The organism is Polymorphobacter multimanifer (genome assembly GCF_014205635.1).
Taxonomy (GTDB): domain Bacteria; phylum Pseudomonadota; class Alphaproteobacteria; order Sphingomonadales; family Sphingomonadaceae; genus Sandarakinorhabdus; species Sandarakinorhabdus multimanifer.
Genome location: NZ_JACIIV010000001.1, coordinates 227,758 through 251,798 on the forward strand (window position 1 = coordinate 227,758; position 24,041 = coordinate 251,798).

General features: G+C 65.9%; 21 protein-coding genes. 5 read left to right on the forward strand and 16 right to left on the reverse strand.

Translation table 11 applies throughout. From position 1 onward, the window contains the following. Positions 1-6 precede the first annotated feature (6 nt). The 6 genes from FHS79_RS18495 to FHS79_RS01060 form a co-directional block, all read right to left on the reverse strand. Entirely contained in the window at positions 7-273 is a 267-nt protein-coding gene (locus tag FHS79_RS18495; protein ID WP_207792167.1) for a hypothetical protein, read from the reverse strand. Next, the gene (locus FHS79_RS01040) at positions 270-1,649 is read right to left on the reverse strand and encodes a pyruvate dehydrogenase complex E1 component subunit beta (RefSeq protein ID WP_184193986.1); all 1,380 of its coding nucleotides are present in this window, start codon (positions 1,647-1,649) and stop codon (positions 270-272) included. The genes FHS79_RS18495 and FHS79_RS01040 overlap by 4 nt, the downstream gene beginning before the upstream one ends. 1 nt (position 1,650) lies before the next feature. Then, positions 1,651-2,667, reverse strand: a complete 1,017-nt coding sequence (pdhA, locus tag FHS79_RS01045) for a pyruvate dehydrogenase (acetyl-transferring) E1 component subunit alpha (protein ID WP_243452563.1) — start codon at positions 2,665-2,667, stop codon at positions 1,651-1,653. Between the two features lie 105 nt (positions 2,668-2,772). Further along, a complete protein-coding gene (locus tag FHS79_RS01050; RefSeq protein WP_184193991.1) occupies positions 2,773-3,111 on the reverse strand; it encodes an FtsB family cell division protein in 339 nt (112 codons plus the stop codon). A gap of 40 nt (positions 3,112-3,151) precedes the next feature. Further along, positions 3,152-4,849: an amidohydrolase gene (locus FHS79_RS01055; RefSeq protein ID WP_184193994.1), complete on the reverse strand. Its 1,698-nt coding sequence runs from the start codon at positions 4,847-4,849 to the stop codon at positions 3,152-3,154. Between the two features lie 13 nt (positions 4,850-4,862). Continuing rightward, a complete protein-coding gene (locus FHS79_RS01060) occupies positions 4,863-6,596 on the reverse strand; it encodes an amidohydrolase (protein ID WP_184193997.1) in 1,734 nt (577 codons plus the stop codon). Between the two features lie 110 nt (positions 6,597-6,706). On the opposite strand from FHS79_RS01060, the gene FHS79_RS01065 reads away from it, so the two are divergent. The 5 genes from FHS79_RS01065 to FHS79_RS01085 are packed head-to-tail and all read left to right on the forward strand — an operon-like array spanning position 6,707 to position 11,492. Further along, a complete protein-coding gene (locus FHS79_RS01065; RefSeq protein WP_184194000.1) occupies positions 6,707-8,743 on the forward strand; it encodes a 3-hydroxyacyl-CoA dehydrogenase NAD-binding domain-containing protein in 2,037 nt (678 codons plus the stop codon). Further along, positions 8,744-9,895: a DUF3089 domain-containing protein gene (locus FHS79_RS01070; RefSeq protein WP_184194003.1), complete on the forward strand. Its 1,152-nt coding sequence runs from the start codon at positions 8,744-8,746 to the stop codon at positions 9,893-9,895. It begins immediately after the preceding gene. Positions 9,896-9,926: 31 nt separating this feature from the next. Beyond that, positions 9,927-10,436 carry a peptide-methionine (R)-S-oxide reductase MsrB gene (gene msrB, locus FHS79_RS01075; RefSeq protein WP_184194006.1) on the forward strand — a complete coding sequence of 170 codons (510 nt, stop codon included), beginning with the start codon at positions 9,927-9,929 and terminating at the stop codon, positions 10,434-10,436. Beyond that, positions 10,436-11,098 (forward strand): peptide-methionine (S)-S-oxide reductase MsrA, encoded by a 663-nt coding sequence (gene msrA / locus FHS79_RS01080; RefSeq protein ID WP_184194009.1) that lies wholly within the window; start codon positions 10,436-10,438, stop codon positions 11,096-11,098. Before msrB ends, msrA begins: the two co-directional genes overlap by 1 nt. A gap of 4 nt (positions 11,099-11,102) precedes the next feature. Continuing rightward, positions 11,103-11,492 carry a MerR family DNA-binding protein gene (locus FHS79_RS01085; protein WP_184194012.1) on the forward strand — a complete coding sequence of 130 codons (390 nt, stop codon included), beginning with the start codon at positions 11,103-11,105 and terminating at the stop codon, positions 11,490-11,492. A 203-nt stretch (positions 11,493-11,695) separates the two neighbouring features. On the opposite strand, the gene FHS79_RS01090 is transcribed toward FHS79_RS01085, so the two are convergent. From FHS79_RS01090 to FHS79_RS01135, 10 genes are all read right to left on the reverse strand, one after another. After that, positions 11,696-12,391 (reverse strand): copper resistance protein B, encoded by a 696-nt coding sequence (locus FHS79_RS01090; RefSeq protein WP_184194015.1) that lies wholly within the window; start codon positions 12,389-12,391, stop codon positions 11,696-11,698. Beyond that, positions 12,391-14,370 (reverse strand): multicopper oxidase domain-containing protein, encoded by a 1,980-nt coding sequence (locus FHS79_RS01095; protein WP_184194017.1) that lies wholly within the window; start codon positions 14,368-14,370, stop codon positions 12,391-12,393. The genes FHS79_RS01090 and FHS79_RS01095 overlap by 1 nt, the downstream gene beginning before the upstream one ends. Before the next feature lie 111 nt (positions 14,371-14,481). After that, a complete protein-coding gene (locus tag FHS79_RS01100; RefSeq protein WP_184194020.1) occupies positions 14,482-15,900 on the reverse strand; it encodes an NAD(P)(+) transhydrogenase (Re/Si-specific) subunit beta in 1,419 nt (472 codons plus the stop codon). Between the two features lie 25 nt (positions 15,901-15,925). Next, positions 15,926-16,249 (reverse strand): NAD(P) transhydrogenase subunit alpha part 2, encoded by a 324-nt coding sequence (locus FHS79_RS01105; RefSeq protein WP_184194023.1) that lies wholly within the window; start codon positions 16,247-16,249, stop codon positions 15,926-15,928. Positions 16,250-16,261: 12 nt separating this feature from the next. Next, positions 16,262-17,392, reverse strand: a complete 1,131-nt coding sequence (locus tag FHS79_RS01110) for an NAD(P) transhydrogenase subunit alpha (RefSeq protein WP_184194026.1) — start codon at positions 17,390-17,392, stop codon at positions 16,262-16,264. 22 nt (positions 17,393-17,414) lie between these two features. Continuing rightward, the gene (locus tag FHS79_RS01115; RefSeq protein WP_184194030.1) at positions 17,415-17,570 is read right to left on the reverse strand and encodes an aa3-type cytochrome c oxidase subunit IV; all 156 of its coding nucleotides are present in this window, start codon (positions 17,568-17,570) and stop codon (positions 17,415-17,417) included. Between the two features lie 92 nt (positions 17,571-17,662). Further along, positions 17,663-18,628 carry a dihydropteroate synthase gene (folP, locus tag FHS79_RS01120; protein WP_184194114.1) on the reverse strand — a complete coding sequence of 322 codons (966 nt, stop codon included), beginning with the start codon at positions 18,626-18,628 and terminating at the stop codon, positions 17,663-17,665. Then, positions 18,622-20,679, reverse strand: a complete 2,058-nt coding sequence (locus FHS79_RS01125; protein ID WP_184194034.1) for a M13 family metallopeptidase — start codon at positions 20,677-20,679, stop codon at positions 18,622-18,624. The genes folP and FHS79_RS01125 overlap by 7 nt, the downstream gene beginning before the upstream one ends. 71 nt (positions 20,680-20,750) lie before the next feature. Next, on the reverse strand, positions 20,751-22,787 hold the full coding sequence (locus tag FHS79_RS01130) for a M13 family metallopeptidase (RefSeq protein WP_184194037.1): 2,037 nt from the start codon (positions 22,785-22,787) through the stop codon (positions 20,751-20,753). A gap of 74 nt (positions 22,788-22,861) precedes the next feature. Further along, the gene (locus FHS79_RS01135) at positions 22,862-23,890 is read right to left on the reverse strand and encodes a L,D-transpeptidase family protein (RefSeq protein WP_184194040.1); all 1,029 of its coding nucleotides are present in this window, start codon (positions 23,888-23,890) and stop codon (positions 22,862-22,864) included. Positions 23,891-24,041 lie beyond the last annotated feature (151 nt).

Sequence of the window (24,041 nt, forward strand, 5' to 3'; positions counted from 1 at the left end):
AGCTTCCTACGATGCCAATACAGGTCGATAAATGGCAGACGGGCGGACCAAACTCGCGGCTGACAGGCCTGCCTGAGGGTTTGACATCCGCAACTTTAGACCACGTTCGAGAGCAGGAACTATCCCCGCTTCATCAACGCGAATATAGTCAATTTCAAACCTTGTCGCCGAAACAACGAATTTCCCATCACTATGTTTGTGTGGGAACAACAGCATGCCCTCATTCTTCCCACGGACAACAAAGGCATGAACATTCGCAGCAGCGCCGATCATCGGTAACAAACCTTCTTCGCCGCAGCCACCACATCGGCCGCCTTGAGCAACGCCGCCTTCTCCAGATTCGCCGCATAGGGCAGCGGCACATCGACGTTCGTCACCCGCAGCACCGGCGCATCAAGGTCATCGAACCCCTGCTCCATCGCCACCGCCATGATTTCGGAAGAGATCGAGCACACCGGCCAGCCCTCCTCCACCACCACCATCCGGTGCGTTTTCGCAAGCGACGCCAGCACCGTCGCCGTGTCGAGCGGCCGCAGCGTCCGCAGATCGACCACCTCGGCCTCGATGCCGTCCTTCGCAAGCTCTGCCGCCGCCTCCAGCGCCACGCCGACGCCGATCGAATAGCTCACCAGCGTCACATCCGCACCCGAACGCACCACGCTCGCCTTGCCGATCGGCACCACGACATCATCGCCCTCGGGCACATCGAAGCTCTGCCCGTAAAGCAGCTCATTCTCCAGAAACACCACCGGATCGGGCGAGCGGATGGCGCTCTTCAGCAACCCCTTCGCATCGGCCGCCGAATAGGGCGCGATCACGATCAGCCCCGGCACGCTGGCATACCAGGGTCCGAAATTCTGGCTGTGCTGTGCCGCCACCCGGCTCGCCGCCCCGTTCGGCCCGCGGAACACGATCGGGCAGCGCATCTGGCCGCCGCTCATGTAGAGCGTCTTGGCAGCCGAGTTGATGATATGGTCGATGGCCTGCATCGCGAAGTTGAAGGTCATGAACTCGACGATCGGCTTCAGCCCACCCATCGCCGCCCCGGCGCCGAGCCCGGCAAACCCATATTCGGTGATCGGCGTATCGACAACGCGCTGCGCCCCGAACTCTTCGAGCAGCCCCTGCGTCACCTTGTAGGCGCCCTGGTACTCGGCCACCTCCTCGCCCATCACGAACACTTCGGGCGTCGTCCGCATTTCCTCGGCCATCGCATCGCGCAGCGCCTCGCGCAGCGTCTGCCGCTTCGTCGGTCCCGAGGGTGCCGGCGGCTGCGGGGCCTCGGCCTTGATCACCGGCGATTCCGTCACCGTCGCCTCGGCCTTCTCGTCACCATGCCCCTTCAAGGGTTCAGGTGCCTTTTCCGGCGCTTTCTCAGCCACAGGTTTCTTCGCCGGTGCCGGCTCCTCGTCCTCGCCGGCGATGGTGGCGATCACCGTCCCCACCTTCACGCCCTCGGCGCCGGCCTCGACATGCAGTTCGCTCACAACACCGCCATCATCGGCCTCGAGCTCCATCGTCGCCTTGTCGGTCTCGATCTCGGCGAGCACATCGCCCGGCTTCACGGTGTCGCCCACCTTCACCAGCCATTTGGCCAGCGTCCCCTCCTCCATCGTCGGAGACATTGCGGGCAGCTTGATCTCGGCCATGTCAGTAACGTCCCAGCAACACGTCGGTATAAAGCTCTTTCAGCTCGGGCTCGGGCGCTTCCTCGGCAAAGTCTGCCGCCCCCGTCACCTGCGCCCGCACCGCCTTGTCGATCTCCTTCAGCGCCGCCTCATCGGCATGGCCGCCGTCGATGATCTCCTTCTTCAGCGCTTCGATCGGGTCCGATTTCTCGCGCACCGCCGCCACTTCCTCGCGGCTGCGATATTTCGCCGGGTCGCTCATCGAATGCCCGCGGTAGCGATACGTCTTCATCTCGAGCAGCAGCGGGCCCTTGCCGGCGCGCACCCATTCCACCGCCGTCTGCGCCGCACCGCGCACCGCCAGCACGTCCATCCCGTCCACCTGCAACCCCGGCACGCGAAAGCTCTCGCCGCGCCGGAACAGCTGGTCCTCGGAGCTCGACCGGTTCACCGAAGTGCCCATCGCATACTGGTTGTTCTCGATGATGAAGATCACCGGCAGCTTCCAGAGCTCGGCCATGTTGAAGCTTTCGTACACCTGGCCCTGGTTCGCCGCCCCGTCACCGAAATAGGTCACCGCAACGCCGCCATCGCCCTTGTACTTGTGCGCAAACGCCAGCCCGGTCCCCAGAGGCACCTGCGCCGCCACGATCCCGTGCCCGCCATAAAAGCCATGCTCCACCGAGAACATGTGCATCGAGCCACCCTTGCCCTTCGAGATGCCCGCCGCGCGCCCGGTCAGCTCCGCCATCACCGCCTCGGGCGGAATTCCCGCCGCCAGCATATGGCCATGGTCACGATAGCCCGTGATAACCGAATCGGTTTGCTCGAGCGCTGCCTGCATCCCCACCACCACGGCCTCCTGGCCGATATACAGGTGGCAGAAGCCGCCGATCATCCCCATGCCGTAAAGCTGCCCGGCGCGCTCCTCGAAGCGGCGGATCAACACCATCTGCCGGTAATATTCCAGCAACTCGTCCCTGGATGCGCTGTACCGCTGCGGTTCGTCGGGGCGTGGCCAGCCACCACGCGCTTCCATAGTACCGGCCTTGCTCTTCCCCGTCGGTGTACGCGCCATGGTCTTGCGACTCCTTGCTTGGCGCGATGCTACGCCGCAGCCCGGCGTGTCGCAAGCAATGTCGGGTCACTGCGTCGCAGTTTCGTCCGTTTTATCCGGAAGGGTTATAATCACCTCGTCCGGCTTAACCACATTCAGGTTTCGCCGCACAAGTTCGTCCGCCATGTCGAGGTCGACCCCGCGTGGGTCGAGCAGCGCCACCTGTTTTTCCAGCGCCGCCTTTTCCTGCGCCCGCGCCGCCACATCCTCGGCCAGTTCGCTCTTCTCGGTCTCGAATCCCCGCCACGAGAGCACGCCCGTCGGCCCGGTGATCGCCGCCACCAGAAAATAGCCCATCATCAGCATGCACACCGCGGGAACGATCGCACGCTTCAAAAGGTCGAAAAGGCCGGCATCCCCTCGCATCGCATCGGGATACCGCGCAGCGCGCCCCCCCGCAAGCGCCTCAGGCCGCATAAACCGTCCGGCCACCCGTCACCGTCTCGATGATCCTGATATCCTTGATCTTCTCGGGATCGACCGTGAGCGGATCCTCCGCCAGCATCACATAGTCCGCCAGCTTGCCCGCCGTCAGCGATCCCTTGATATCCTCTTCCTTCGAGGCATAGGCGCCGTTCAGGCTGTTGATCACCAGCGCCTCGGTCACGCTCACCCGCTGGTTCAGCCCCCAGGTTTCGCCGTTCCAGCCCTTGCGCGTCACCATCCCCTGCACCCCCATCAGCGGCGCGAACGGCCCTGGCGAAAAGTCCGAGCCGGCACAGGCGCGGATGCCGTTGTCGAGGAACGAGCGGAACGCCATGCAATTGGCCATCATCGCCTCGCCGTAAAAGCCGAACTTGTCGGAGTTGTAATAGGCATAGGAGGTGAAGGGCGCCGGCACCACGCCGAGCGCCTTCATCCGCTTCAGAATGCCGGGGTTCACCAGCGTGCAATGCGTGATCTTCGGCCGCGCATCCGCCACCGGGTGGAGCTTCTGCGCCCGCTCGAAGGCATTGAGCACCATGTCGATCGGCACATCGCCATTGGCATGGCAGTTCACCTGCACCCCGGCACGGTGCACCTTCTCCACCCAGGCATCGAGCACCTCCTGGCTTTCGGTGATGTTGCCATAATAGGGCGGATTGGTCCCGGCATAAGGCGTCGAGATCGCCATCGTCCGCTCCGAGAAGGAGCCATCGACGGTGTGCTCGCTCGTCGCCCCCAGCCGCACCATCTCATCGCCGAAGCCCGTCCGCAGCCCATTGGCAATCATCGCATCGAGCATCGCCCCGCTCGTCTCGAAGCTCACCCGGTGCAGCAGTTCGTCGCTCGCGCGGATCGCCTGGATCGCCGCCATGTCGCCGCCCTGGTGGTGCACCCCGGTCAGCCCATAGCGCACGAACTGCTTCGAGATATGCGCCATCCCCGCCCGGCTGCGCTCGGCAATCTGCGCCGGCGTGAAAACCGGCCGCGTCCCCACCTTGGCAAAGGCCGCACTCGCCCGGTCGGTCACCCGCCCGGTCAGGCCATTCGCATCCCGGTCGAACGTCCCCCCGAACGGATTGGGCGTGTCGGCTTTGATCCCCGCCATTTCCAGCGCCTTCGAATTGTAGAAATAGGTGTGCCCGCCGCGGTGCCGCACGATCACCGGATGCTGGGTCGACACCTTGTCGAGGTCGAAGCGGTTGAGCGGCCGCCCGTCCTTCACCTTGGTATCGTCGTGGAAAAAGCCTTCCACCCAGGTCCCCGGCGGCAGCATCGCCGCCTTGGCCTTCAGCTTGTCGATGATCGAGGCAATGGTGACGAACTCGACCTCGAACGGGTTGCCGACAAGCACTTCATACAGAAGCACCTCGCCGCGCGCATGGTTGTGGCAATCGATGAACCCCGGCACGATCGTCGCCCTGCCGGCATCGCGGCGCTTCGTCGAAGGCCCCACCAGCCCCTCGAGGCTCGCCGCACTCCCCAGCGCCACGATCCGGTCCCCGGCAATCGCCATCGCCGCCGCCGCCGGCATTCGCGGGTCGAGCGTGTGGATCTTCGCGTTATGGATGATCAGATCGGCCTTGCCCGCCTCGGCCGCCAGCAGCGGGCTGAACATCGCCCCGCCTGCCACCGCCACCGATCCCCGCAACAACCCCCGCCGGCTCGCCAATGTCGTCATCATGCCCCCCAAATCACCGTGCAGCCACCTCGGTCGTCCGGTCATAAACCTGTTTGCCTGCAATGAACGTCCGCTCGACCTTGATATCCTGGATGCGCTCGGGATCGATACCGAGCAAGTCCGCACTCAGCACCGCAAAGTCCGCTGCCTTGCCCACTTCGATCGACCCCAGGGTCTTTTCGTCGAAGGTCATCCACGCCGATTCCGCCGTGTGCATCCGCAGCGCATCGGCCGCCGACACCCCCTCCTCGGCCAGCCCCTTCACCGTCCCGTTCCACGTCCGCCGCGTCACCGCCGCATAAATCGCCGCAATCGGCCCATAAGGCCCGGCATCCGACCCGAAAGACACGCGAATCCCGCGCTTCACCAGCGATCCCGCCGGCTCCTGCGTCAGCTCGCGCGCCGGTTCCAGCGCCTCATCGGCATAGGACCCCAAGGACAGCAGAAACCCCGGCTGGCTCGCCACCGCCAGCCCCAGGTCGGCCATCTTGTCGATCGTCGCCTGCGGCGGCTTCACCGCGACATGGTGAAGATAGTTGCGATGGTCGGCCCTCGGCAGCTCGGCCAGAATGCGCCCGAACTCGTTCACCGTCATCACCACCGCCGCATCGCCCATCACATGGATGCCGAGCTGCCAGCCCAGCTCGTGCGCGCGCTTCGCCGTGCGATAAAAGGCCGAGTCCGGAATCCGCTGCTCGCCCGTGAAGCCCGGCCGGTTCTCATATTCCTTCGTCGACCAGAAGATCGGCGCGCTCATCCCGCCATCGATGCTCATCTTCACCGCCCCCATCTTGAGCTTGGGGTGGCTGAACACCTTGTTCCGGTCGATCGCCTCGATCTCCTTGATGCTCACCCGCACCCCCTCCTCGGGGTCATCATGGCGATCGTAACCGGGATAGACGCGAAGCTGGGTGCGCAGCCGCGGCAGCTCGTCACCCACCACGCCATAGATGAAGTCGAGCGTCTTGAAGTCGTCGCCGCGCAGCCCCGCCACATTGGCCGTCGTCACGCCCAGCGACACCAGCTGCCGAAGCTGGGTGCGCCAATCCGCCATCTTCTGCTCAGGGCTGCTCACCCCGCGCAGCTTCTCGGGCGGCATCGCATCCCAGATCACCCGCCGCGCCGCTTCCAGCACCTTGCCGGTCGGCTCGCCGCGCGCATCGCGCACGATCTCGCCGCCCTTGGGGTGGGTATCCTTCGTCACCTTCGCCGCCACAAGTGCGGCACTGTTCACCAGCAGCGTGTGCGGCCCGCGCGCAATCGACACCGGGTTGTCGGGCGCCACCGCATCGAAATCCGCCTTGCTCGGCAGTGCCGTGTTCGGCCATTCCTCGCGCGATACCTCGCCGACGATCCACTCCCCCTTCGGTGTCTTCGCCACCTGCGCCTTGATCGCCGCCACAAGTGCGGGGATCGTCGTCACCCCCACCAGCCACTCGGGCACCGCCTCGATCATCGAGCTATAGCGCCACGGCTGCAGCGGCCCGCTCAGATGGATATGATTGTCATAAAAGCCCGGCACCATCGTCCTGCCGCCAAGATCGACCACCTTGGTCCCAGCCCCTGCCAGCTTGCCGACGGCATCCGCCTTGCCGACAGCGACAATCACCCCGCCCCGCACCGCCACGGCCTCGGCCCTGGGCGTGCGCGCATCCACCGTCAGAATATTTGCATTCGTCAGGATAAGGTCGGGAGCCTGCGCCGCGGCCGGTCCGGCAATCACCAATGCCAAAATCCCGATGCGCATCGCCCGTCTCCCCAACCCGCCCATTCGGCAGCCCCGCCCGTTTAAACAGCCTCCCCAAGCCGGACCGGCCTGCTATGGTGCCGCAAAATCACGCTATCGGGGAGTAAATCATGCCGGCCATCAATTCGGTTGTCAGTCTTGAAACAAATGAGGGCGTCGCCGTCATCCGCGTCGACAGCCCGCCCGTCAACGCGCTCGGCGCCGATGTCCGCGACGGCCTGGCCGGCGCCATCGACGCGATCAAGGCCGATCCATCCGTAAAAGCCGCCGTCCTCGTCTGCGGCGGCCGCACCTTCATCGCCGGCGCTGACATTTCCGAATTCGGCAAGCCCCCGCGCGGCGTGCCCCTCCACGATGTGCTCGATGCCATCGAGAGCGCCCCGGTCCCCATCGTTGCCGCCATCCATGGCACGGCTCTGGGCGGCGGCCTCGAAACCGCCCTCTGCTGCCATTACCGCGTGGCCGATGCCAAGGCCAAGTTCGGCCTGCCCGAAGTCAAGCTCGGCCTGCTGCCGGGTGCGGGCGGCACCCAGCGCCTGCCCCGCGTCATCGGCGCCGAAGCCGCCGTCGCCATGGTCACCAGCGGCGCGCAGATGAACGCCAAGGCCGCCCTCGCCGCCGGCCTGATCGAAGACATCATCGAAGGTGATCTCACCGAAGGTGCGGTGGCCTTTGCGAAGCGGATCGCCGCCGAAGGCCGCCCGCTCAAGCGCGTTCGCGATGACAACAGCAAGCTCGGCGGCACCGCCGACAGCCTCGCCCCGATGTTCGCCGCCTTCCGCTCCAAAAACGCCAAGGCTTTCAAGGGCTTCGAAGCCCCCGAGGCCAACATCAAATGCGTCGAGGCCGCCGTCGCCCTGCCCTTCGACGAGGGCATGAAGGTCGAGCGCACCGAGTTCATGAAGCTGATGCAGGGCCTGCAGGCCACCGCGCAGCGCTATGTCTTCTTCGCCGAGCGCCAGGCCGCCAAGATCGAAGGCCTCGATCCCGCCACCCAGCCACTCCCGGTCAAGTCGGTCGGCATCATCGGTGCCGGCACCATGGGCGGCGGCATCGCCATGAATTTTCTCACCGCAGGCATCCCGGTCACGATCGTGGAAATGAAGCAGGAAGCGCTCGATCGCGGCGTCGCCACCATCCGCCGCAACTATGAGAACAGCGCCAAAAAGGGCCGCTTCAGCATGGACGAAGTCGAGGCCCGCATGGCCCGCCTCACGCCGTCGCTCTCGCTCGAAGACCTGGGTCAGGCCGATCTCATCATCGAAGCCGTGTTCGAGAATATGGACATCAAGAAGGACATCTTCGGCAAGCTCGACCGGATCGCCAAGCCCGGCGCCATCCTCGCCAGCAATACGAGCTATCTGGATGTGGACGCGATCGCAGCCAGCACCTCGCGCCCCGAATCCGTCCTCGGCATGCACTTCTTCTCGCCCGCCAACGTCATGCGCCTTCTCGAAGTCGTCCGCGGCGCCAAGACCAGCCCCCAGCTGCTCGCCACTGCGATGGCCGTCGGCAAGCAGATCGGCAAGGTCAGCGTCGTCGCTGGCGTCTGCCATGGCTTCATCGGCAACCGCATGCTCGCCGCCCGCCAGGAGCAGGCCAACAAGCTCATCCTCGAAGGTGCGAAACCTTCGGACGTCGACCGTGTCCTCACCGATTTCGGCTTCCCCATGGGCCCCTTCCAGATGGCCGACCTCGCCGGGCTCGACATCGGATGGTCGGCCGAAACCAGCAAGGGCGAAACCGTGCGCGATCGCCTCTGCGAAGCCGGCCTTCGCGGCCAGAAGAACGGCCATGGCTTCTACGATTACGACGAAGCCCGCAACCGCACGCCCTCGCCGGTCGCCGAGCAGATCATCCTCGATTATGCCGCCGAAAAGGGCATCAACCGCCGCGACATCGACGATCAGGAGATCCTCGAGCGCTGCCTCTACCCGATGGTCAACGAAGGCGCCAAGATCCTCGATGAAGGCATGGCGCAGCGCGCGTCGGACATCGATATCGTCTGGATCAACGGCTATGGCTGGCCGGTCTATCGCGGCGGCCCGATGTTCTGGGCAGAAAACGACGCGGGCCGCGCGACCATCGCCGAAGCGCTTGAAAAAATGGGCCATGACGTGTCACCCAAGCTCGTCGGCGGCTGGTAAATGCGCCTTTTCCTGATCGCCGCTCTCGCCAGCGCCACCTCGGCGCTGGCGGAGGGACCGGCTCCCGATTTCGCAAACGACAGCGCGTGGCTCTGCCGCCCCGGCCGCAGCGACGCCTGTGCGGTGCCCATCGCCGTCACCGCGGTCGCCGCCAACGGCACCACGCGCCCCGATGCCCTGCCCACGCCCAAAATGGCGCCGCAGATCGATTGCTTCTACGTCTATCCCACCGTCAGCACCGACCAGACCCCCAATTCGGATCTTGTCATAGACGCCGCCGAGCGCAACGTTGCCCGCGTCCAGTTCGCCCAGATGCGGCAAGTCTGCCGCCCCTATGCCCCCATGTACCGCCAGGTCACATTGAAGGGCCTGCGCGACGCAATGACCGGCCAGGCCACCACGGCAGACCGCGCCATGGCCTATCAGGACGTCGCCGCCGCCTTCGCGCATTACATGAAGCACGACAACCAGGGCCGCGGCGTCATTCTCTACGGCCACAGCCAGGGCAGCGGCGTCCTCAAGGCGCTCATCGCCAATGAAATCGAGGGCAAGCCGGCCGCCGCGCAAGTCATCGCCGCCTGGCTCCCCGGCACCAACGTCCTCGTCCCTGAAGGCAAGCCCGTCGGCGGCGACTTCAAGGTCATGCCACTCTGCACCGCCGCCGATCAGGCCGGCTGCATCCTCAGCTGGGTCACCTTCCGCAACACCGCCACGCCCCCCGCCAGCGCCCGCTTCGCCCGCACCAGCCAGCCCGGCATGAAGGTCGCCTGCACCAACCCCGCGGCGCTGCGCGGCGGCAAGGCCATGATGCGCGCCATCCTGCCCGCCGGCCCGAGCATCGTCGATAACAGCACCCCGGTGCCGGTCTGGGCCAGCGGCGCCAGCGTCACCACGCCCTTCGTCAGCCTCCCCGGCCTTCTCACCGGCGAATGCATCGATGAAGGCGGCGCCCAGCGCCTCAGCATCATCACCAACGCCGATTCCGCCGATCCCCGCACCGACGAGATCGGCGGCGATGTCATCGTCGCCGGCCAGGTGCAGGCCGATTGGGGCCTCCACCTCATCGACGTCAATGTGGCGCTCGGGGATCTGTTGGCCCTCGCCCCGGCACAGGCCGCAGCCTGGAGCAAGCTGCGACAAGCCGCTCAGTAACCGTTCAGTCCGCCACAGCGTATAGGGAAGCATGATCCATCGCCGCACCTTTATCGCCATGGCCGCTGCCGCCGCTGCCCTGCCCTTCATCCGCCGCTTCGCCGACACGCCGGCGCTCGCGGCAGACACCAGGGCTGCAAAGTTCAGCTACACCCTCTCCGACGAGGCGTGGAAAAAGAAGCTCGCCCCCGATGCCTATCAGGTGCTCCGCCACGAAAGCACCGAGCGCCCCTACACCTCGCCCCTCAACAAGGAAAAGCGTGCCGGCACCTTCGTTTGCGCCGGCTGCGAGCTGCCGCTTTTCAGCAGCACCACCAAATACGAAAGCGGCACCGGCTGGCCCAGCTTCTGGCAACCGCTGAAAGGTGCGGTCGGCACCGAAACCGACAAGAGCATCCCGTTCATGGTCCGCACCGAAGTCCATTGCGCGCGTTGCGGCGGCCATCTCGGCCATGTCTTCGACGATGGCCCCAAGCCCACCGGCCTGCGCTACTGCATGAACGGCGTCTCGCTCAAATTCGCCCCCGCAAAGGCCGCCTGATGCGCATCGCCCTCGCCTCGCTCCTTCTCGCCACCGCTGCCTGCAGCAGCGCCATCGGTGCCGAGCGCATGGTCCTCGCCCCCGCCCCTGCTCAGGACGAAGCGCTGAAAGCCGGCCCTCTCAAGACCGCCGTCTTCGCCGGCGGCTGCTTCTGGGGCGTCGAAGGCGTGTTCGAGCGCGTGAAGGGCGTGCAGTCGGTCCGCTCCGGCTATGCCGGCGGCGCCAGGGCCACCGCGAGCTATACGCTCATCGGCTCGGGCCTCACCGGCCATGCCGAGGCCGTCGAGATCAGATACGATCCCGCCAAGGTCAGCTACGGCACGCTGCTCCGCGTCTTCTATTCGGTCGCCCACAATCCCACCCAGCTCAACTATCAGGGGCCGGACCGCGGCAGCCAGTATCGCAGTGCCATCTTCCCCCAGTCCCCCGAGCAGGAAAAACTCGCCCGCGCCTATGTCGCCCAGCTCGAAAAAGCCGGCACCTGGGGCAAGATCGTCACCACCTTCGAGGCCAAAAAGCCCTTCTATCTCGCCGAGGATCATCATCAGGATTATCTCCGCGCCAATCCCACCCAGCCCTATATCGCCATCAACGACATCCCCAAGGTCGAGGGGCTCAAGCGCATGTTCCCGGCGCTCTGGTCCGATCGGCCCGCGGTCTGAGGCCATGAAGATCGGCGAGATCGCGCGCGCCAGCGGCATCAGCCCGCGCATGATCCGCCATTACGAATCCCTCGGCCTCATCCCCAATCCCGGCCGCGAGGCGAGCAACTACCGCAGTTATGCCGCCACCGATCTCGATCGCCTGCGCTTCATCCGCCGCGCCCGCGATCTCGGCTTTCCCCTGCCCGAAATCGCCAGTCTCATCAGCCTCTGGCAAAATCCGTCGCGCGCCAGCGCCGAAGTCAAGGCCCTCGCCCTCGCCCGCGCCCGCACCCTGCAAACCCAGGTCGCCGAACTCGAAGCCATGCGCGCCAGCCTCGAAGCCCTCGCCGCCGCCTGCCACGGCGACGATCAACCCGAATGCGCCATCCTCAGCACGCTGGCCAAACCATAACCTCCCTCCTCCTCGCGGGGAGGGCGACTCGCGCGCCTTCGCGCGAGCGGGAACGTCTTCCCGTCGCCCCGACGGCAAGAAATGCCTCCGGCGGCCGAGGCCTCAGGCCCCGGACCCCGAAACTGCCCGCGATGGCTTGCGCGAGTACCTCAACAAAGGGATCTGGGGCCGTCGGCCCCAGCCGCCGGAGGCTTTCTACCTGTCTAGAACCAAACCCGCAGGCCCGAGCGCAGCGACCAGCCCCCCACATCCTCGCCGTCCAGCCGCGCCAGCCGTGCCGTCTCCCCAAGTTTGCGGTCGAACATCAGGCTCACATAGGGCGCAAACTTGCGGCGCACCTCGTAGCGCAGCTGCACCCCCGCCTCGATCGTGGAGAACCCCGCCCCCACCCGCCGCTCGGGGGCATCGGTCAGGTAGAAGTCGGTTTCCACCATCGGCGTCGCGATCAGCCGGTTGCTGATCAGCAGGCTCGCCCGCTGCCGCACCCGCAGATGCACATCGCCGCGTTCGCCCACAAACACATGCGCCTGGCTGTCGAGCAGATACGGCGCCAGCCCCTGCACGCCCGCCACCAGATAGCCGCGCCGGTCGGGCTCTGCATCCACCCGCACCCCGCCCTGCACATCGAAGAAGCCCCCGAGATTATGGCTCCACAACAGCTGCAGTTCGGCCTGCTCCACCTGGCCGCCGGTCCGTTCGCCTTCGGTCTTCACCCACAGCTTGTCGAAGTCGGTCCCCAGCCAGCCCTGCCCTTCCCAATTGAAGATATCGGTCCCGCCCGCCCGCGCATAATCGAGCTCGGCCTCGGCATAATGAAAGGTCTGGCCGCCGTGCATCGGGTCGGCCGCAGCCACCGGCGCGCCGGCCAGCAGCGCCGCACAGACAACAAGCGCCCGCATCAGTGGATATGCGGCGTGGAGGCCGGCAGGCTGCCGTCGGGAGCGGCAATCACCAGCTTCTGCATCATCCCGCTCGCCATATGGTAGAGCAGGTGGCAGTGCAGCGGCCATTCCCCGGGCTCATCGGCAGTCAGCACGATCGATTGCGTCCGCCCCGGCGCCACCACGATCACATTCTTCAGCGGCATCTGCCCCATCTTCTGGCCATTCTCCACTTCGAAGAACAGCCCGTGCAGATGCATCGGATGCGCCATCATCGTCTCGTTGATGAAGGTGATCCGCACCCGCTCGCCATATTGCAGCACCAGCGGGTCGGCCTCGCCATAGCGCTTGCCGTTGAGCGTCCAGATATAGCGGTTCATGTTGCCCGTCAGCCGCAGCACGATCTCGCGGCCGGGCTCGCGCACATCCTCCGCCGGCTCGGCGCGCACCAGGTCGCGCATCGAAAGCACACGGGCCCCGCGGGGCGCCCCCGTCGCCCAGCCCATCACCCGCCCCGAGCCATCCACATCGCCCTCGCGCGCAATCTCGCCGTGGTCCATCCCCGCCATGGCATTGCTGCCATAGCCATAATCCACCCGCGGAAACGGCGTGTCACCACCCGCCACCACCGCCGATCCCTCGCGCACCGCCCCCCGCACCACTGATGGCGTGCAATGCCCCATCGCCGCATGCCCCGCCGGGCACGCCGGGTCCGCCACGGCCGGCGCTGCCGCCGCCTTCGGCACGCAATGCCCCATCGCGGCATGCTCCGCCGGGCACGCCGGGTCCACCACGGCCGGTGTTGCCGCCGCCTTCGGCACGCAATGCCCCATCGCAGCATGCTCCGCCGGGCACGCAGGGTCCGCCACGACCGGCGCCGCAGCGCCCTCCATCACGCAATGCCCCATCGCCGCATGCTCGGGCGAACACTCGCCCCCCGGCGCCGCCATCCTGTCCATGCCATGCCCCATTTCGCCCGCCAGCAGGATCTGCCGCGGCCGGCCCTCGGGCGCCGTCACTGCCATGCCGGCGCGCGGCCCCAGGCTCGCCAGCACGCTCGCCTTGCGGTCCATCGTCTCGATCCACAGCGGCACCGCGCCATCATCGGCGAGCGTCACCATCACATCATAGGTCTCGGCCACACCCATGCGCAATTCGTCCACCCGCACCGGCGCCACCCGACGGCCATCGGCGGCCACGATCTCCATCGCCGCCCCCGGTGCCCGCACATCGATGAAGCTCATCGCCGAGCCATTCACGATCCGCAGCCGCACCCGCTCGCCGGCATGCGCCTCCAGCCAGGGTGCCCGCGCACTTGTCTGCCCATTGAGCAGCAGCGCATAGCCTGACACATCGGAAATGTCGGTCGGGTCCATCCGCATCGTCCCCCAGCTCGCCCGGTCCTTCAGCGTCGCCCCAAGCCCGAACTTCCCGGCATCGCGCACCAGCTCGGGCAGCGTCCGCTTGTTCCAGTTGTAATAATCCGATTCCGCCTTGAGATTGTTGAAAATTCGTCCCGGCGCCGTCTCGTGATGGTCCGAAATCAGCAGCACATGCTCGCGGTCCGAAACAATCGGGTCTTCGCCCGCGGGGTCGATGATCAGCGCCGCATATTGCCCCGCCTGCTCATCGAGCGAATGCGCATGATACCAATAGGTCCCGCTCTGCCGCACCGGAAACTTGTAGGTGAAGCTCGACTTGCCCGGAATTCCGCCGAAGCCGTTGAACCCCGGCGAGCCATCCTGGCTGCCATCGAGCAGCAGCCCATGCCAATGGATCGAGGTCTTGCCCTTCAGCCGGTTCTCCACCGAAATCTCGGCGGTCTCGCCTTCCTTCAGCCGCAGCACCGGTCCCGGCACGCTGCCGTTCATCGTCACCACCCGGCTCATCGTGCCCGGCACCACCTCGAGGTCATGCGCATCCACGACCAGCTTGAGCGGCGCCGCCAGGGCTGCGGTGGTGGCAAACAGCGCCAACAGGCAAAAACGCATCATCATGTCGGTGCGGATAGACCCTCACACCATGTCAAGGTCAAGGGGCTGGGTGTCGGCGGGAGAAAACGCCGCGGCGTCTCCCGATAGAGCTTCATTGTCTCCCTGCGCGCTCGCTCAGTGCCCGAGGTTCTTCACGATCGTCTCGACCATCTTCTTCGCATCGGCGAGCAGCATCATGGTATTGTCCATGTAGAACACCGGGTTGTCGACACCGGCATAGCCCACGCCGCCCATCGAGCGCTTGATGAACAGCACCGTCTTGGCCTTCTCCACATCGAGCACCGGCATGCCATAGATCGGCGAGGTCTTGTCGGTCTTCGCCAGCGGGTTGGTCACGTCATTGGCGCCGATCACGAACGCCACGTCGCACTGGCCGAAATCGCTGTTGATGTCCTCGAGCTCGAACACCTCGTCATACGGCACGTTCGATTCCGCGAGCAGCACGTTCATGTGCCCCGGCATGCGCCCTGCCACCGGATGGATGGCGTATTTCACCGAAACACCCTCGGCCTTGAGCAGATCACCCATCTCGCGCAGCGCATGCTGCGCCTGGGAAACCGCCATGCCATAGCCCGGCACGATGATGACGCTCTCGGCATTCTTCATGATGAACGCCGCATCCTCGGCCGATCCGGCCTTGTAGGGCTTGGCAACCGCCGAGCCCTTGGGCCCGCCCGCTTCCGCTTCGGCACCGAAGCCGCCGGCGATCACCGAGATGAAGCTGCGGTTCATCGCCTTGCACATGATGTAGCTGAGGATCGCGCCCGACGATCCCACCAGCGCACCAGTGATGATCATCGCGGTGTTCTGCAGCGTGAAGCCCATCGCCGCTGCCGCCCAGCCCGAATAGGAGTTGAGCATCGAAATCACCACCGGCATGTCGGCACCGCCGATCGGGATGATGAGCAGGAAGCCGATCGCGAAGCTGAGTGCGGTGATCGTCCAGAACACCGCCGGCTGGCTGTCGAACACGAAATAGCCGATCAGCCCCAGAATGCCCGCCAGCACCGCAAGGTTGATCACATGCCGCGCCGGCAACAGGATCGGCGAACCGCTCATCCGCCCCGAAAGCTTGAGGAACGCAATCACCGAGCCTGAGAAGGTGATCGCACCGATGGCAACACCCAGCCCCAGCTCGATCCGGCTCGCGGTCAAAATCTGCCCGGCGCTGTCGACAATCCCGAACGCATCGGGGTTGAGATAGGCCGAAGCCCCCACCAGCACTGCCGCCATGCCCACGAGGCTGTGAAAGCCCGCCACCAGCTCGGGCATCATCGTCATCTGGATCTTCTGCGCGATGAACCAGCCGATCGTGCCACCGATGGCAATCGCTGCCACGATCAGCGGCAGCCCGGTGCCATGCAGCAGCAGCGTCGTCGCCACCGCGATCAGCATGCCGATCATGCCATAGCGATTGCCCTGCTGGCTCGTCTCGGGCGACGAAAGCCCGCGCAAGCTCAGGATGAACAGCACACCCGCAATCAGATAGGCGAGCATGGCCCAGGCGGGCGTGTCGGCTGCAATATGGTCCATGGTCAGATGCCCCTAATCCAGCCGCTTACTTCGCCGAGCTATTGTTTGATGCAGCTACGGGCTTCTTCTCTTTTTTCTTGTACATCGCGAGCATCCGCCGCGTGACGGCAAAGCCGCCGAAGATGTTGACGCTCGCGAGCACCACCGCCAGCAGCCCCAGCCACTTGGAAATCTCCGAGCCCCCGACCGCGGCCGAAGACGCGATCAGCGCGCCGACGATGATCACGGAGGAAATCGCATTGGTCACCGCCATCAGCGGCGTGTGCAGTGCCGGCGTCACTGACCACACGACATAATAGCCCACGAAACAGGCCATCACGAAAATCGACAGAGTGGAGAGAAAATCCATGTGCGTCGCTCCTCAGGCCGCCTTCAGCCGCTCATGCACCACAGCGCCACCCTCGGTGAGCTTGACGCCGACCACGATCTCGTCATCCGCCGGAAAGGCCACGGAATTGGCGTCCTTGTCCCAAAAGGCATTGATGAAATTGTAGAGGTTGCGCGAAAACAGCGCCGAAGCATCCGCCGCCATCCGCCCCGCCAGGTTCCGGTGCCCGATGATCGTCACACCATGCACCTTCACCACCTCACCTGGGCGCGAATGCTCGATGTTGCCACCGCTCTCCACCGCGAGATCGACGAGCACCGACCCCGGCCGCATCGACGCCAACTGCGCATCGGACACGAGCCGCGGCGCCGGCCGTCCCGGAATCAGCGCCGTCGTCACCACGATATCCTGCTTGGCGATGTGCGAGGACACGAGTGCTGCCTGCGCCGCCTTGTACTCGTCGCTCATCTCGGTCGCATAGCCACCGGCACCCTCGCCCTCGATGCCCTTCACATCGGCCACGAAGATCGCCTTGGCGCCGAGCGATTCAATCTGTTCTTTCGTGGCCGAGCGCACATCGGTGGCGCTCACCAGCGCACCCAGCCGCCGTGCCGTCGCAATCGCCTGCAGCCCCGCCACGCCCACGCCCATCACGAACACGCGCGCCGCCGAAATCGTCCCCGCTGCGGTCATCATCATCGGAAACGCCCGGCCATAGGCCTCGGCGGCATCGATCACCGCCTTGTAGCCGGCGAGGTTCGATTGCGACGACAGGATGTCCATCGATTGCGCCCGCGTGATCCGCGGCATGAATTCCATCGAAAGTGCTACCAACCCCGCATCGGCATAGCCCTTGATCCGCTCCGGCGCCGCGAATGGCGACATGCCGCCGGCCACCATTGTTCCGCTCGCAATGCCCGGCAGCCCATCCACGCCCGGCACCTGCACGCCCATCACCAGATGCGCCCCGGCAATCACCCCGGCCCGGTCCGCCACGGTGGCGCCGGCCGCCGCATAATCCGCATCGGCAATATTGGCGCCGGCACCAGCACCGGTTTCCACCGCCATCTCGGCGCCCAGGGCGATGAACTTCTTCACCGTCTCCGGCGTCGCCGCCACCCGGTTCTCGGCATCGGCCGTCTCGCGCAAAACTGCGATCTTCATGGCAAAATCCCCCGCGGCCGACTTAAACCAGAACCAGCGCCATGATGATGAGCGCGCCGGCAATGCCGATCACAGCCCATTTGGTGATCGCCATGAAACGCTCATAGGTCGCCCGATACTCCGGCGTCTGCCGCTGGCGGTCATCGCCCGATCCATCATCAACCATGTCGACACCCATCACTCAGCCTCGCCCCACACGAACCCCGGGTGATAGCAGATGATTCCGGTCTGTGAAGCCTCCAATCACCGCGACATTCCGCACCGCAGCAATCATGCCGCCTCGATGCCTCGCCACACCGCCAGCGCCTGCACCGTCTCCGCCACATCATGCACGCGCAGGATCTGCACCCCATGCGCCGCCCCATGCAGCGCCACCGCCAGGCTTCCCGGCAGCCGCGCCCCCACCGGAACCGCCCTTCCCGCCAGTCCTTCGATCACCCGCTTTCGGCTTGCCCCCAGCAGCAGCGGCACCCCCAGCGCATGAAAAAGCGCCAGCCCGCGCAGCAGCGCCCGGTTGTGGTGCAGGCTCTTGCCGAACCCGATCCCAACATCCGCCACGATCCGCTCACGCCCGATCCCCGCCGCCAAACACGCGTCGATCCGCGCCGCCAGCCAGTCAAACACTTCGAGCAGCACATCATCATAGGCCGGCGCCACCTGCATCGTCGCCGGCTCGCCCTGGTGATGCATCAGCACCACCGGGCACCCCCGCGCCGCCACCAGCGCCATCGCCGCGGGATCATGCGTCAGCGCCGACACATCATTGATCATCCCCGCCCCCGCATCGAGTGCGGCTGCCATCACCGCGGCCTTGCGCGTATCCACCGACCAGCGCACCCCCGCCAGCGCCGGCAGCACGCTCCCCAACCGCCGCAGCTCCTCCTCCAGCGCCACCGCCGCCGCCCCCGGCCGCGTCGATTCCGCCCCCACATCGACAATGTCCGCACCCGCCGTCACCAGCGCCGCCGGATCACCGCCCCCACCTTCAAAATATTGGCCACCATCCGAAAAGCTGTCGGGCGTCACATTGAGGATTCCCATCACCAGCGGCCGCCCGCCATAGCCCGGCCGCACCGCCGTCAGCCGCTCACGCACATCCTCGGGCAGCGCCTCGACCGGCAGCCGCTCGGGTGCCACCCCGCGCTCCAGCCGCTCCACGCCGGCAAAGCAAAGGGGGCCACCGGCCAGCGGCAGCCCCCAATCCCCCAGCCCGACCGGCCGCCAGTAGATCACCAGACGCGCAACCGCGCATCGGGAGCCAGATAATAGGCCTCCCCCGGCTTGGCACCAAAGGCCGCATACCAGGCGTCATGGTTGCGCACGACATAGGGCCGGAAGTGCCCCGGCGTGTGCGGGTCGGTCACCAGCTGCTGCAGCAGCGCCGCATCGCGATACTTTGATCGCCACACCTGCGCAAAACCGAGGAAGAAGCGCTGCTCGCCCGAAAACCCATCGATCGCCGGCGACGGCTTGCCGTCCAGCGAGCGCTTCCACGCATCGAACGCCACCGTCATCCCTGCCAGATCGGCAATATTCTCGCCAAGCGTCAGCTCGCCATTCACCTTGCTCCCCGGCAGCGGCTCATAGGCACCATATTGCGCCACCACCTTGTCGGTCAGCGCCTTGAACCGCGTCACGTCCTGCGCCGTCCACCAGTCGATCAGCTTGCCTTGCTTGTCATATTTCCGCCCCTGGTCATCGAAATGATGGCTGATCTCATGGCCGATCACCGCACCGATGCCGCCATAGTTCACCGCCTCATCGGCAGCGGGGTCGAAAAACGGCGCCTGCAGGATCGCCGCCGGAAACACGATCTCGTTCCAGTTCGGCCGCGCATAGGCGTTCACCGTCATCGGCGTCATGCCCCATTCGCTGCGGTCCACCGGCCGGCCGATCTTGTTCACCTGCCGCTGGAATTCGTGCCGCTCGCTGCGCACCACATTGCCCCACAGGTCGCCCTTCACCACCTCCAGCCCCGAATAGTCGCGCCATTTGTCGGGATAGCCGATCTTGGCGGTAAAACTCGCCAGCTTGTCACGCGCCGCCACCCGGGTTGCCGGCTCCATCCAGTCGAGCCCGGCCAGCCGCCGGTCCATTGCCGCGATGATGTTCTTCACCATCTCATCCGCCTTGGCCTTGGCGTCGGGCGGAAAATACGCCGCCACATAGCGCTTGCCCACAGCCTCGCCCAGCGCTGCACTGGTCAGGTCGACGCCCTTCTTCCAGCGCGGCTGATCCTCGGGCTGCCCGCCGAGCACCTTGCCCCGAAACGCGAAGTTCGCCTCCACAAACGCCTTGCTCAAATAGGGTGCTGCCGCCTCGATCGCGCGCAGCGCCAGATAATCCTTCCACACGCCAAGGTCGCCGCGCGCGAGCATCGCCGCCGTCGCCGTCACCGCACTCGGCTGGCCCACCGTCAGCCGCGGCTGTTCGTTCAGCCCGACAGCCCCCAGCATCGCCGCCCAGTCGATCCCGGGGTAGCGCTCTGCAAGTGCGGTGCGCGCCACCGGGTTCCAGGTCTTCTCGCGCTGCCGCAGTTCGACCCGGCTCCACTGCACCTCGGCAAGGGCGCTTTCGAGCGCATAGATCGCCTGCGCCCGCGCCGCCGCATCGGTTGCGCCGGCCACCCCCGCCAGCGTCAGCATCGTTGCCACATGCGCCACATATTTCGTCCGCGCCTCGGCAAAGCGCGTGCTCTTCTGGTCCAGATAATAATCCCGGTCGGGCAGCCCGAGCCCGCCCTGCCCCAGGCTCACCACATGCACATCGGGGTTCTTGGCATCGGCCACGACGCCAAGGCGCAGCGGCATCGACACGCCGTCACGCGTCAGCAATGCCATCATCCGCACCAGCGCCGCCCGGTCGTCGATCGCGGCAATCTCCGCCAGCAGTGGCGCCACCGGCGTCATCCCGCGCGCTTCGATCGCTGCCTCATCGACAAAGGTCGCATAGAAATCGGCAATCTTGCGCGCCTCGCTACCCGCCGGCCCGCCCTCGGCCGTCACCGTCTCGATGATCGTCCGGGTCCGCTCCTGCGAAAGATCGCGCAGCACATTGAACATCCCGGTGCGCGTCTGGTCGGCCGGAATCTCCAGCCGGTCCATATAGCCGCCATTGGCAAAACGCCCCCAGTCCTGCCCCGCGGTCACCGACCGGTCCATGCCCGCCACGTCGAAGCCGAAGCTGCCGATCGCAGCCTTGCCGCTTGCCACTGCCCCGTCCGCCGCAAACCCCGCCGAAGGCAGCATCAGCGCCAGAACCGAACACCCGACCAGAGCCATCCGCATCATCATATCCTCATGCTCCGCCGGTCGACGCCGACGACCAATGCCATTCGTGCAACAATGTCAGCCGAGGCTCACCAGACGCGCAGCCGTGCATCCGGTGCGAGATAAAGCTTGTCCCCCGCCTTCACATCGAACGCCGAGTACCAGGCGTCGAGATTGCGCACCACGAACGGCCGGAAGCTCGACGGGCTGTGCGGGTCGCTCACCAGCTGCTGCAACAGCACCTGGTCGCGATATTTCGCCCGCCACACCTGCGCAAAGCCGAGGAAGAACCGCTGGTCCCCCGAAAAGCCGTCGATCACCGGCGCCGCCTTGCCATCCAGCGACCGCGCATAGGCATCCTTGGCAATCACCAGCCCGGCCAGATCGGCGATATTTTCGCCCAGCGTCAGCTCGCCGTTGATCTTCTTGCCCGGCAGCGGCTCATAGGCACCATATTGCGCCACCACCTTGTTGGTCAGCCCCTCGAAGCGCGTCACATCCTCTGGCGTCCACCATTCCGCCAGCTTGCCGGTCTTGTCATATTTCCGGCCCTGGTCATCGAAATGATGCGTGATCTCATGGCCGATCACCGCGCCGATCGCCCCGTAATTCACCGCCGCATCGGCATTGGCATCGAAGAACGGCGCCTGCAGGATGGCGGCGGGAAACACGATCTCGTTCCACACCGGATAAGCATAGGCGTTCACCGTCATCGGCGTCAGAAACCACTCGCTCCTGTCCACCGGCTTGCCGAGCTTCGCCACTTCGCGCTCATGCTCGAAGTCGATCCCGCGCATCGCATTGCCAAGCGCATCGCCGCGCACCACCTCGAACTTGCTGTAGTCGCGCCATTTGTCCGGATAGCCGATCTTCGGGGTGAACGCCTTAAGCTTCTCCCGCGCCGACGCCCGCGTCGCCGGCGCCATCCATTCGAGGTTCGCCAGCCGCGCATCCATCGCCACGATGATGTTCTTCACCAGTTCGTCGGCCTTGGCCTTGGCCTCGGGCGGAAAATGCCGCGCCACATAGATCTGCGCCACCGCATCCCCCAGCATGGCGGAGGTATTGTCCACGCCGCGCTTCCACCGGTCGCGCAGCTGCGGCGTGCCGCTCAACGCCTTCACCAGCGCGAAATTGGTATCCACCACCCGCTTCGGCAGATAGGGCGCCGCCGCCGCCATCTGCCGCAGCGTCAGATAATCCTTCCACACCGCCAGCGGCTCGCTCGCGATCAGCTTGCCCATGCCCTGCAGCGCCGAGGGCTGCGCCACCAGCACCCGGTCCGCGCCCTCGATCCCCGCCGCCCCCAGCAGCGCCGCCCAGTCATATCCGGCATAGCCCGAAACCAGCGTCGCGCGCGGCACGTCGTTATAGGTCTTGTCGGCATCCCGGCTTTCCACCACGGTCCAGTGCGCGGTCGCCATCTTGGTCTCCAGCGCCATCACCGCCGCCGCCCGCGGCCCGGCATCGGTTGCCCCCGTCAGCTCCAGCATTGCCTTCGCCCAAACCAGATACGCCTCGCGCGCCTTCGCGAGTTCGGGCTGGTCCTTGTCGAGATAATAGTCGCGGTCCGGCAGCCCCAGCCCGCTCTGGCTCAGGCTCACCACCATCACATCGGGGTTCTTGTCATCGGTCTGGATGCCGATCCCCACCGGAACCGACATCCCCATCCGCGTCGCCTGGCCGATGATCCGCGAAATCCCCGCCGGCCCATCCACCTTCGCAATCGCATCGAGATACGGCTGCACCGGCGCCAGCCCCTTCGCCTCGATCGCCGCCTCGTCCATGAAGCCCGCGAAATAATCCCCCACCTTGCGCGCGGCGGTCCCCCCCAGCGTGCCCGGCGCCCCGCCGCTGGCGGCCGCCTCCTCGATGATCACCCGTGTGCGCTCGCGGCTCAGATCATCGAGCTTGTGGAACATCCCGAAGCTCGACTTGTCCGCCGGAATCTCCAGCGCCTTCAGATAGGCGCCATTGGCAAATTGGTAGAAATCGTCCCCCGGCTTCACCCCCCGGTCCATCCCCGCCACATCGAAGCCGAACGTCCCCAGCTCGGGCTTCTCCGCCGCCAGCGAAGGCACCGCCACCAGCAACGCCAGAACACTCACACCCAGTCCGAAACGCATGCAGAAAACTCCCGAGGATCAGGCCACCGTCATACGCAGGCGACACGCCCCCGCCAACCCCCGCGACACCGCACCTACCCCTGGATGGTCACCTTCGTCCCCGCCTTCACCGCCTTCGCCAGCCCCACCACATCCCAGTTCGTCAGCCGCACACAGCCGTTGCTTGCCGTCTTGCCGATGTCGCGCGGGTGCGGCGTGCCATGGATGCCATAGGTGTCGAGCGTCAGGTCGATCCACGAAGACCCCACCGGGTTGTTCGGTCCCGGCTTGATCGTCAGCTTATCGCTGCCGCCACCCTTTGCCTTGAAGCTCAGCCGCGTCGGGTCGAAGGTATAGTTCGGCGCCGGCGCCACCGTCCGCACCGCATAATCGCCCGTCGGTGCCGGCCGTTCGGAGCTGCCCACCGTTGCCGGATACACCGCCACGATCTTGCCGCCGTCATCCATCGCCGTCAGCTGGTTCGACCCCTTGTCCACCACGATCTTCGCCACCACCGGCAGCTTCTCGCGCACCGTGTCGGTCACCACGATCTCGGTCCCAGCCCGCCCCCAGTCGACGCCCGGGTTCATCGCGATCAGCAGCGCCTCGTCCATATGCGCCCGCTCGGCGAGGGACTCGGTCACCGAATGCCAGGTCATGCGCGGCCGCTCTGCCATCTGCGCATAATCCCCCGGCGTCACCGGTGCCATGAACGGCCCCGCCACATCCCGCTGGCCGATCACATAGCCGCGGATCACCGGCGCCGTCTCGCCCGCCACCAGCCGCTCCCAGGTCGCCGCATCGAGCGTGCCGCTCTCGTCCAGCCCTTCGGCCTTCTGGAACGCCGTCACCGCGCGCCGCATGTTGCTGCCTTGCGTCCCGTCGATCACCCCCGGCGAGAAATGCCGCCGGTCGAGCAACACCTGCGCCCGCACCAGCAGCCGCTTCATCGCCGCCTTGTCCTCCGCCGCCGCCGGACCTTGCGCGTTCACCGACGCAGCGAGCGCCCCCTTCGCCGCCGGCGGCACGAAAACCGGCTTTGTCCCCTGCGCCTGCACCCCGTTCGCCACCACAAACGCCGCAACCATCAGCGGAAAGCCCGCCGCAACCAAACGCAATGTCATGCAATCTTCCCCGACCGGAACCACAGTCTGGCCCGAACGTTGAACAGGGTTCACCCGTAGCCGGGGCAGATTCCCGGGCAGAGCGTCTTCCCTTTGGGTCGTAGCTGTGATTCACACTGCCGATGACTCTGGGAGGATCAGACCCTGTTGA

Coding starts and splice junctions, on each gene's coding strand:
- FHS79_RS18495 (WP_207792167.1), bottom strand. CDS start 273: ATGATCGGCGCTGCTGCGAATGTTCATGCCTTTGTTGTCCGTGGGAAG.
- FHS79_RS01040 (WP_184193986.1), bottom strand. CDS start 1,649: ATGGCCGAGATCAAGCTGCCCGCAATGTCTCCGACGATGGAGGAGGGG.
- pdhA (WP_243452563.1), bottom strand. CDS start 2,667: ATGGAAGCGCGTGGTGGCTGGCCACGCCCCGACGAACCGCAGCGGTAC.
- FHS79_RS01050 (WP_184193991.1), bottom strand. CDS start 3,111: ATGCGAGGGGATGCCGGCCTTTTCGACCTTTTGAAGCGTGCGATCGTT.
- FHS79_RS01055 (WP_184193994.1), bottom strand. CDS start 4,849: ATGACGACATTGGCGAGCCGGCGGGGGTTGTTGCGGGGATCGGTGGCG.
- FHS79_RS01060 (WP_184193997.1), bottom strand. CDS start 6,596: ATGCGCATCGGGATTTTGGCATTGGTGATTGCCGGACCGGCCGCGGCG.
- FHS79_RS01065 (WP_184194000.1), top strand. CDS start 6,707: ATGCCGGCCATCAATTCGGTTGTCAGTCTTGAAACAAATGAGGGCGTC.
- FHS79_RS01070 (WP_184194003.1), top strand. CDS start 8,744: ATGCGCCTTTTCCTGATCGCCGCTCTCGCCAGCGCCACCTCGGCGCTG.
- msrB (WP_184194006.1), top strand. CDS start 9,927: ATGATCCATCGCCGCACCTTTATCGCCATGGCCGCTGCCGCCGCTGCC.
- msrA (WP_184194009.1), top strand. CDS start 10,436: ATGCGCATCGCCCTCGCCTCGCTCCTTCTCGCCACCGCTGCCTGCAGC.
- FHS79_RS01085 (WP_184194012.1), top strand. CDS start 11,103: ATGAAGATCGGCGAGATCGCGCGCGCCAGCGGCATCAGCCCGCGCATG.
- FHS79_RS01090 (WP_184194015.1), bottom strand. CDS start 12,391: ATGCGGGCGCTTGTTGTCTGTGCGGCGCTGCTGGCCGGCGCGCCGGTG.
- FHS79_RS01095 (WP_184194017.1), bottom strand. CDS start 14,370: ATGATGATGCGTTTTTGCCTGTTGGCGCTGTTTGCCACCACCGCAGCC.
- FHS79_RS01100 (WP_184194020.1), bottom strand. CDS start 15,900: ATGGACCATATTGCAGCCGACACGCCCGCCTGGGCCATGCTCGCCTAT.
- FHS79_RS01105 (WP_184194023.1), bottom strand. CDS start 16,249: ATGGATTTTCTCTCCACTCTGTCGATTTTCGTGATGGCCTGTTTCGTG.
- FHS79_RS01110 (WP_184194026.1), bottom strand. CDS start 17,392: ATGAAGATCGCAGTTTTGCGCGAGACGGCCGATGCCGAGAACCGGGTG.
- FHS79_RS01115 (WP_184194030.1), bottom strand. CDS start 17,570: ATGGGTGTCGACATGGTTGATGATGGATCGGGCGATGACCGCCAGCGG.
- FHS79_RS01125 (WP_184194034.1), bottom strand. CDS start 20,679: ATGCGGATGGCTCTGGTCGGGTGTTCGGTTCTGGCGCTGATGCTGCCT.
- FHS79_RS01130 (WP_184194037.1), bottom strand. CDS start 22,787: ATGCGTTTCGGACTGGGTGTGAGTGTTCTGGCGTTGCTGGTGGCGGTG.
- FHS79_RS01135 (WP_184194040.1), bottom strand. CDS start 23,890: ATGACATTGCGTTTGGTTGCGGCGGGCTTTCCGCTGATGGTTGCGGCG.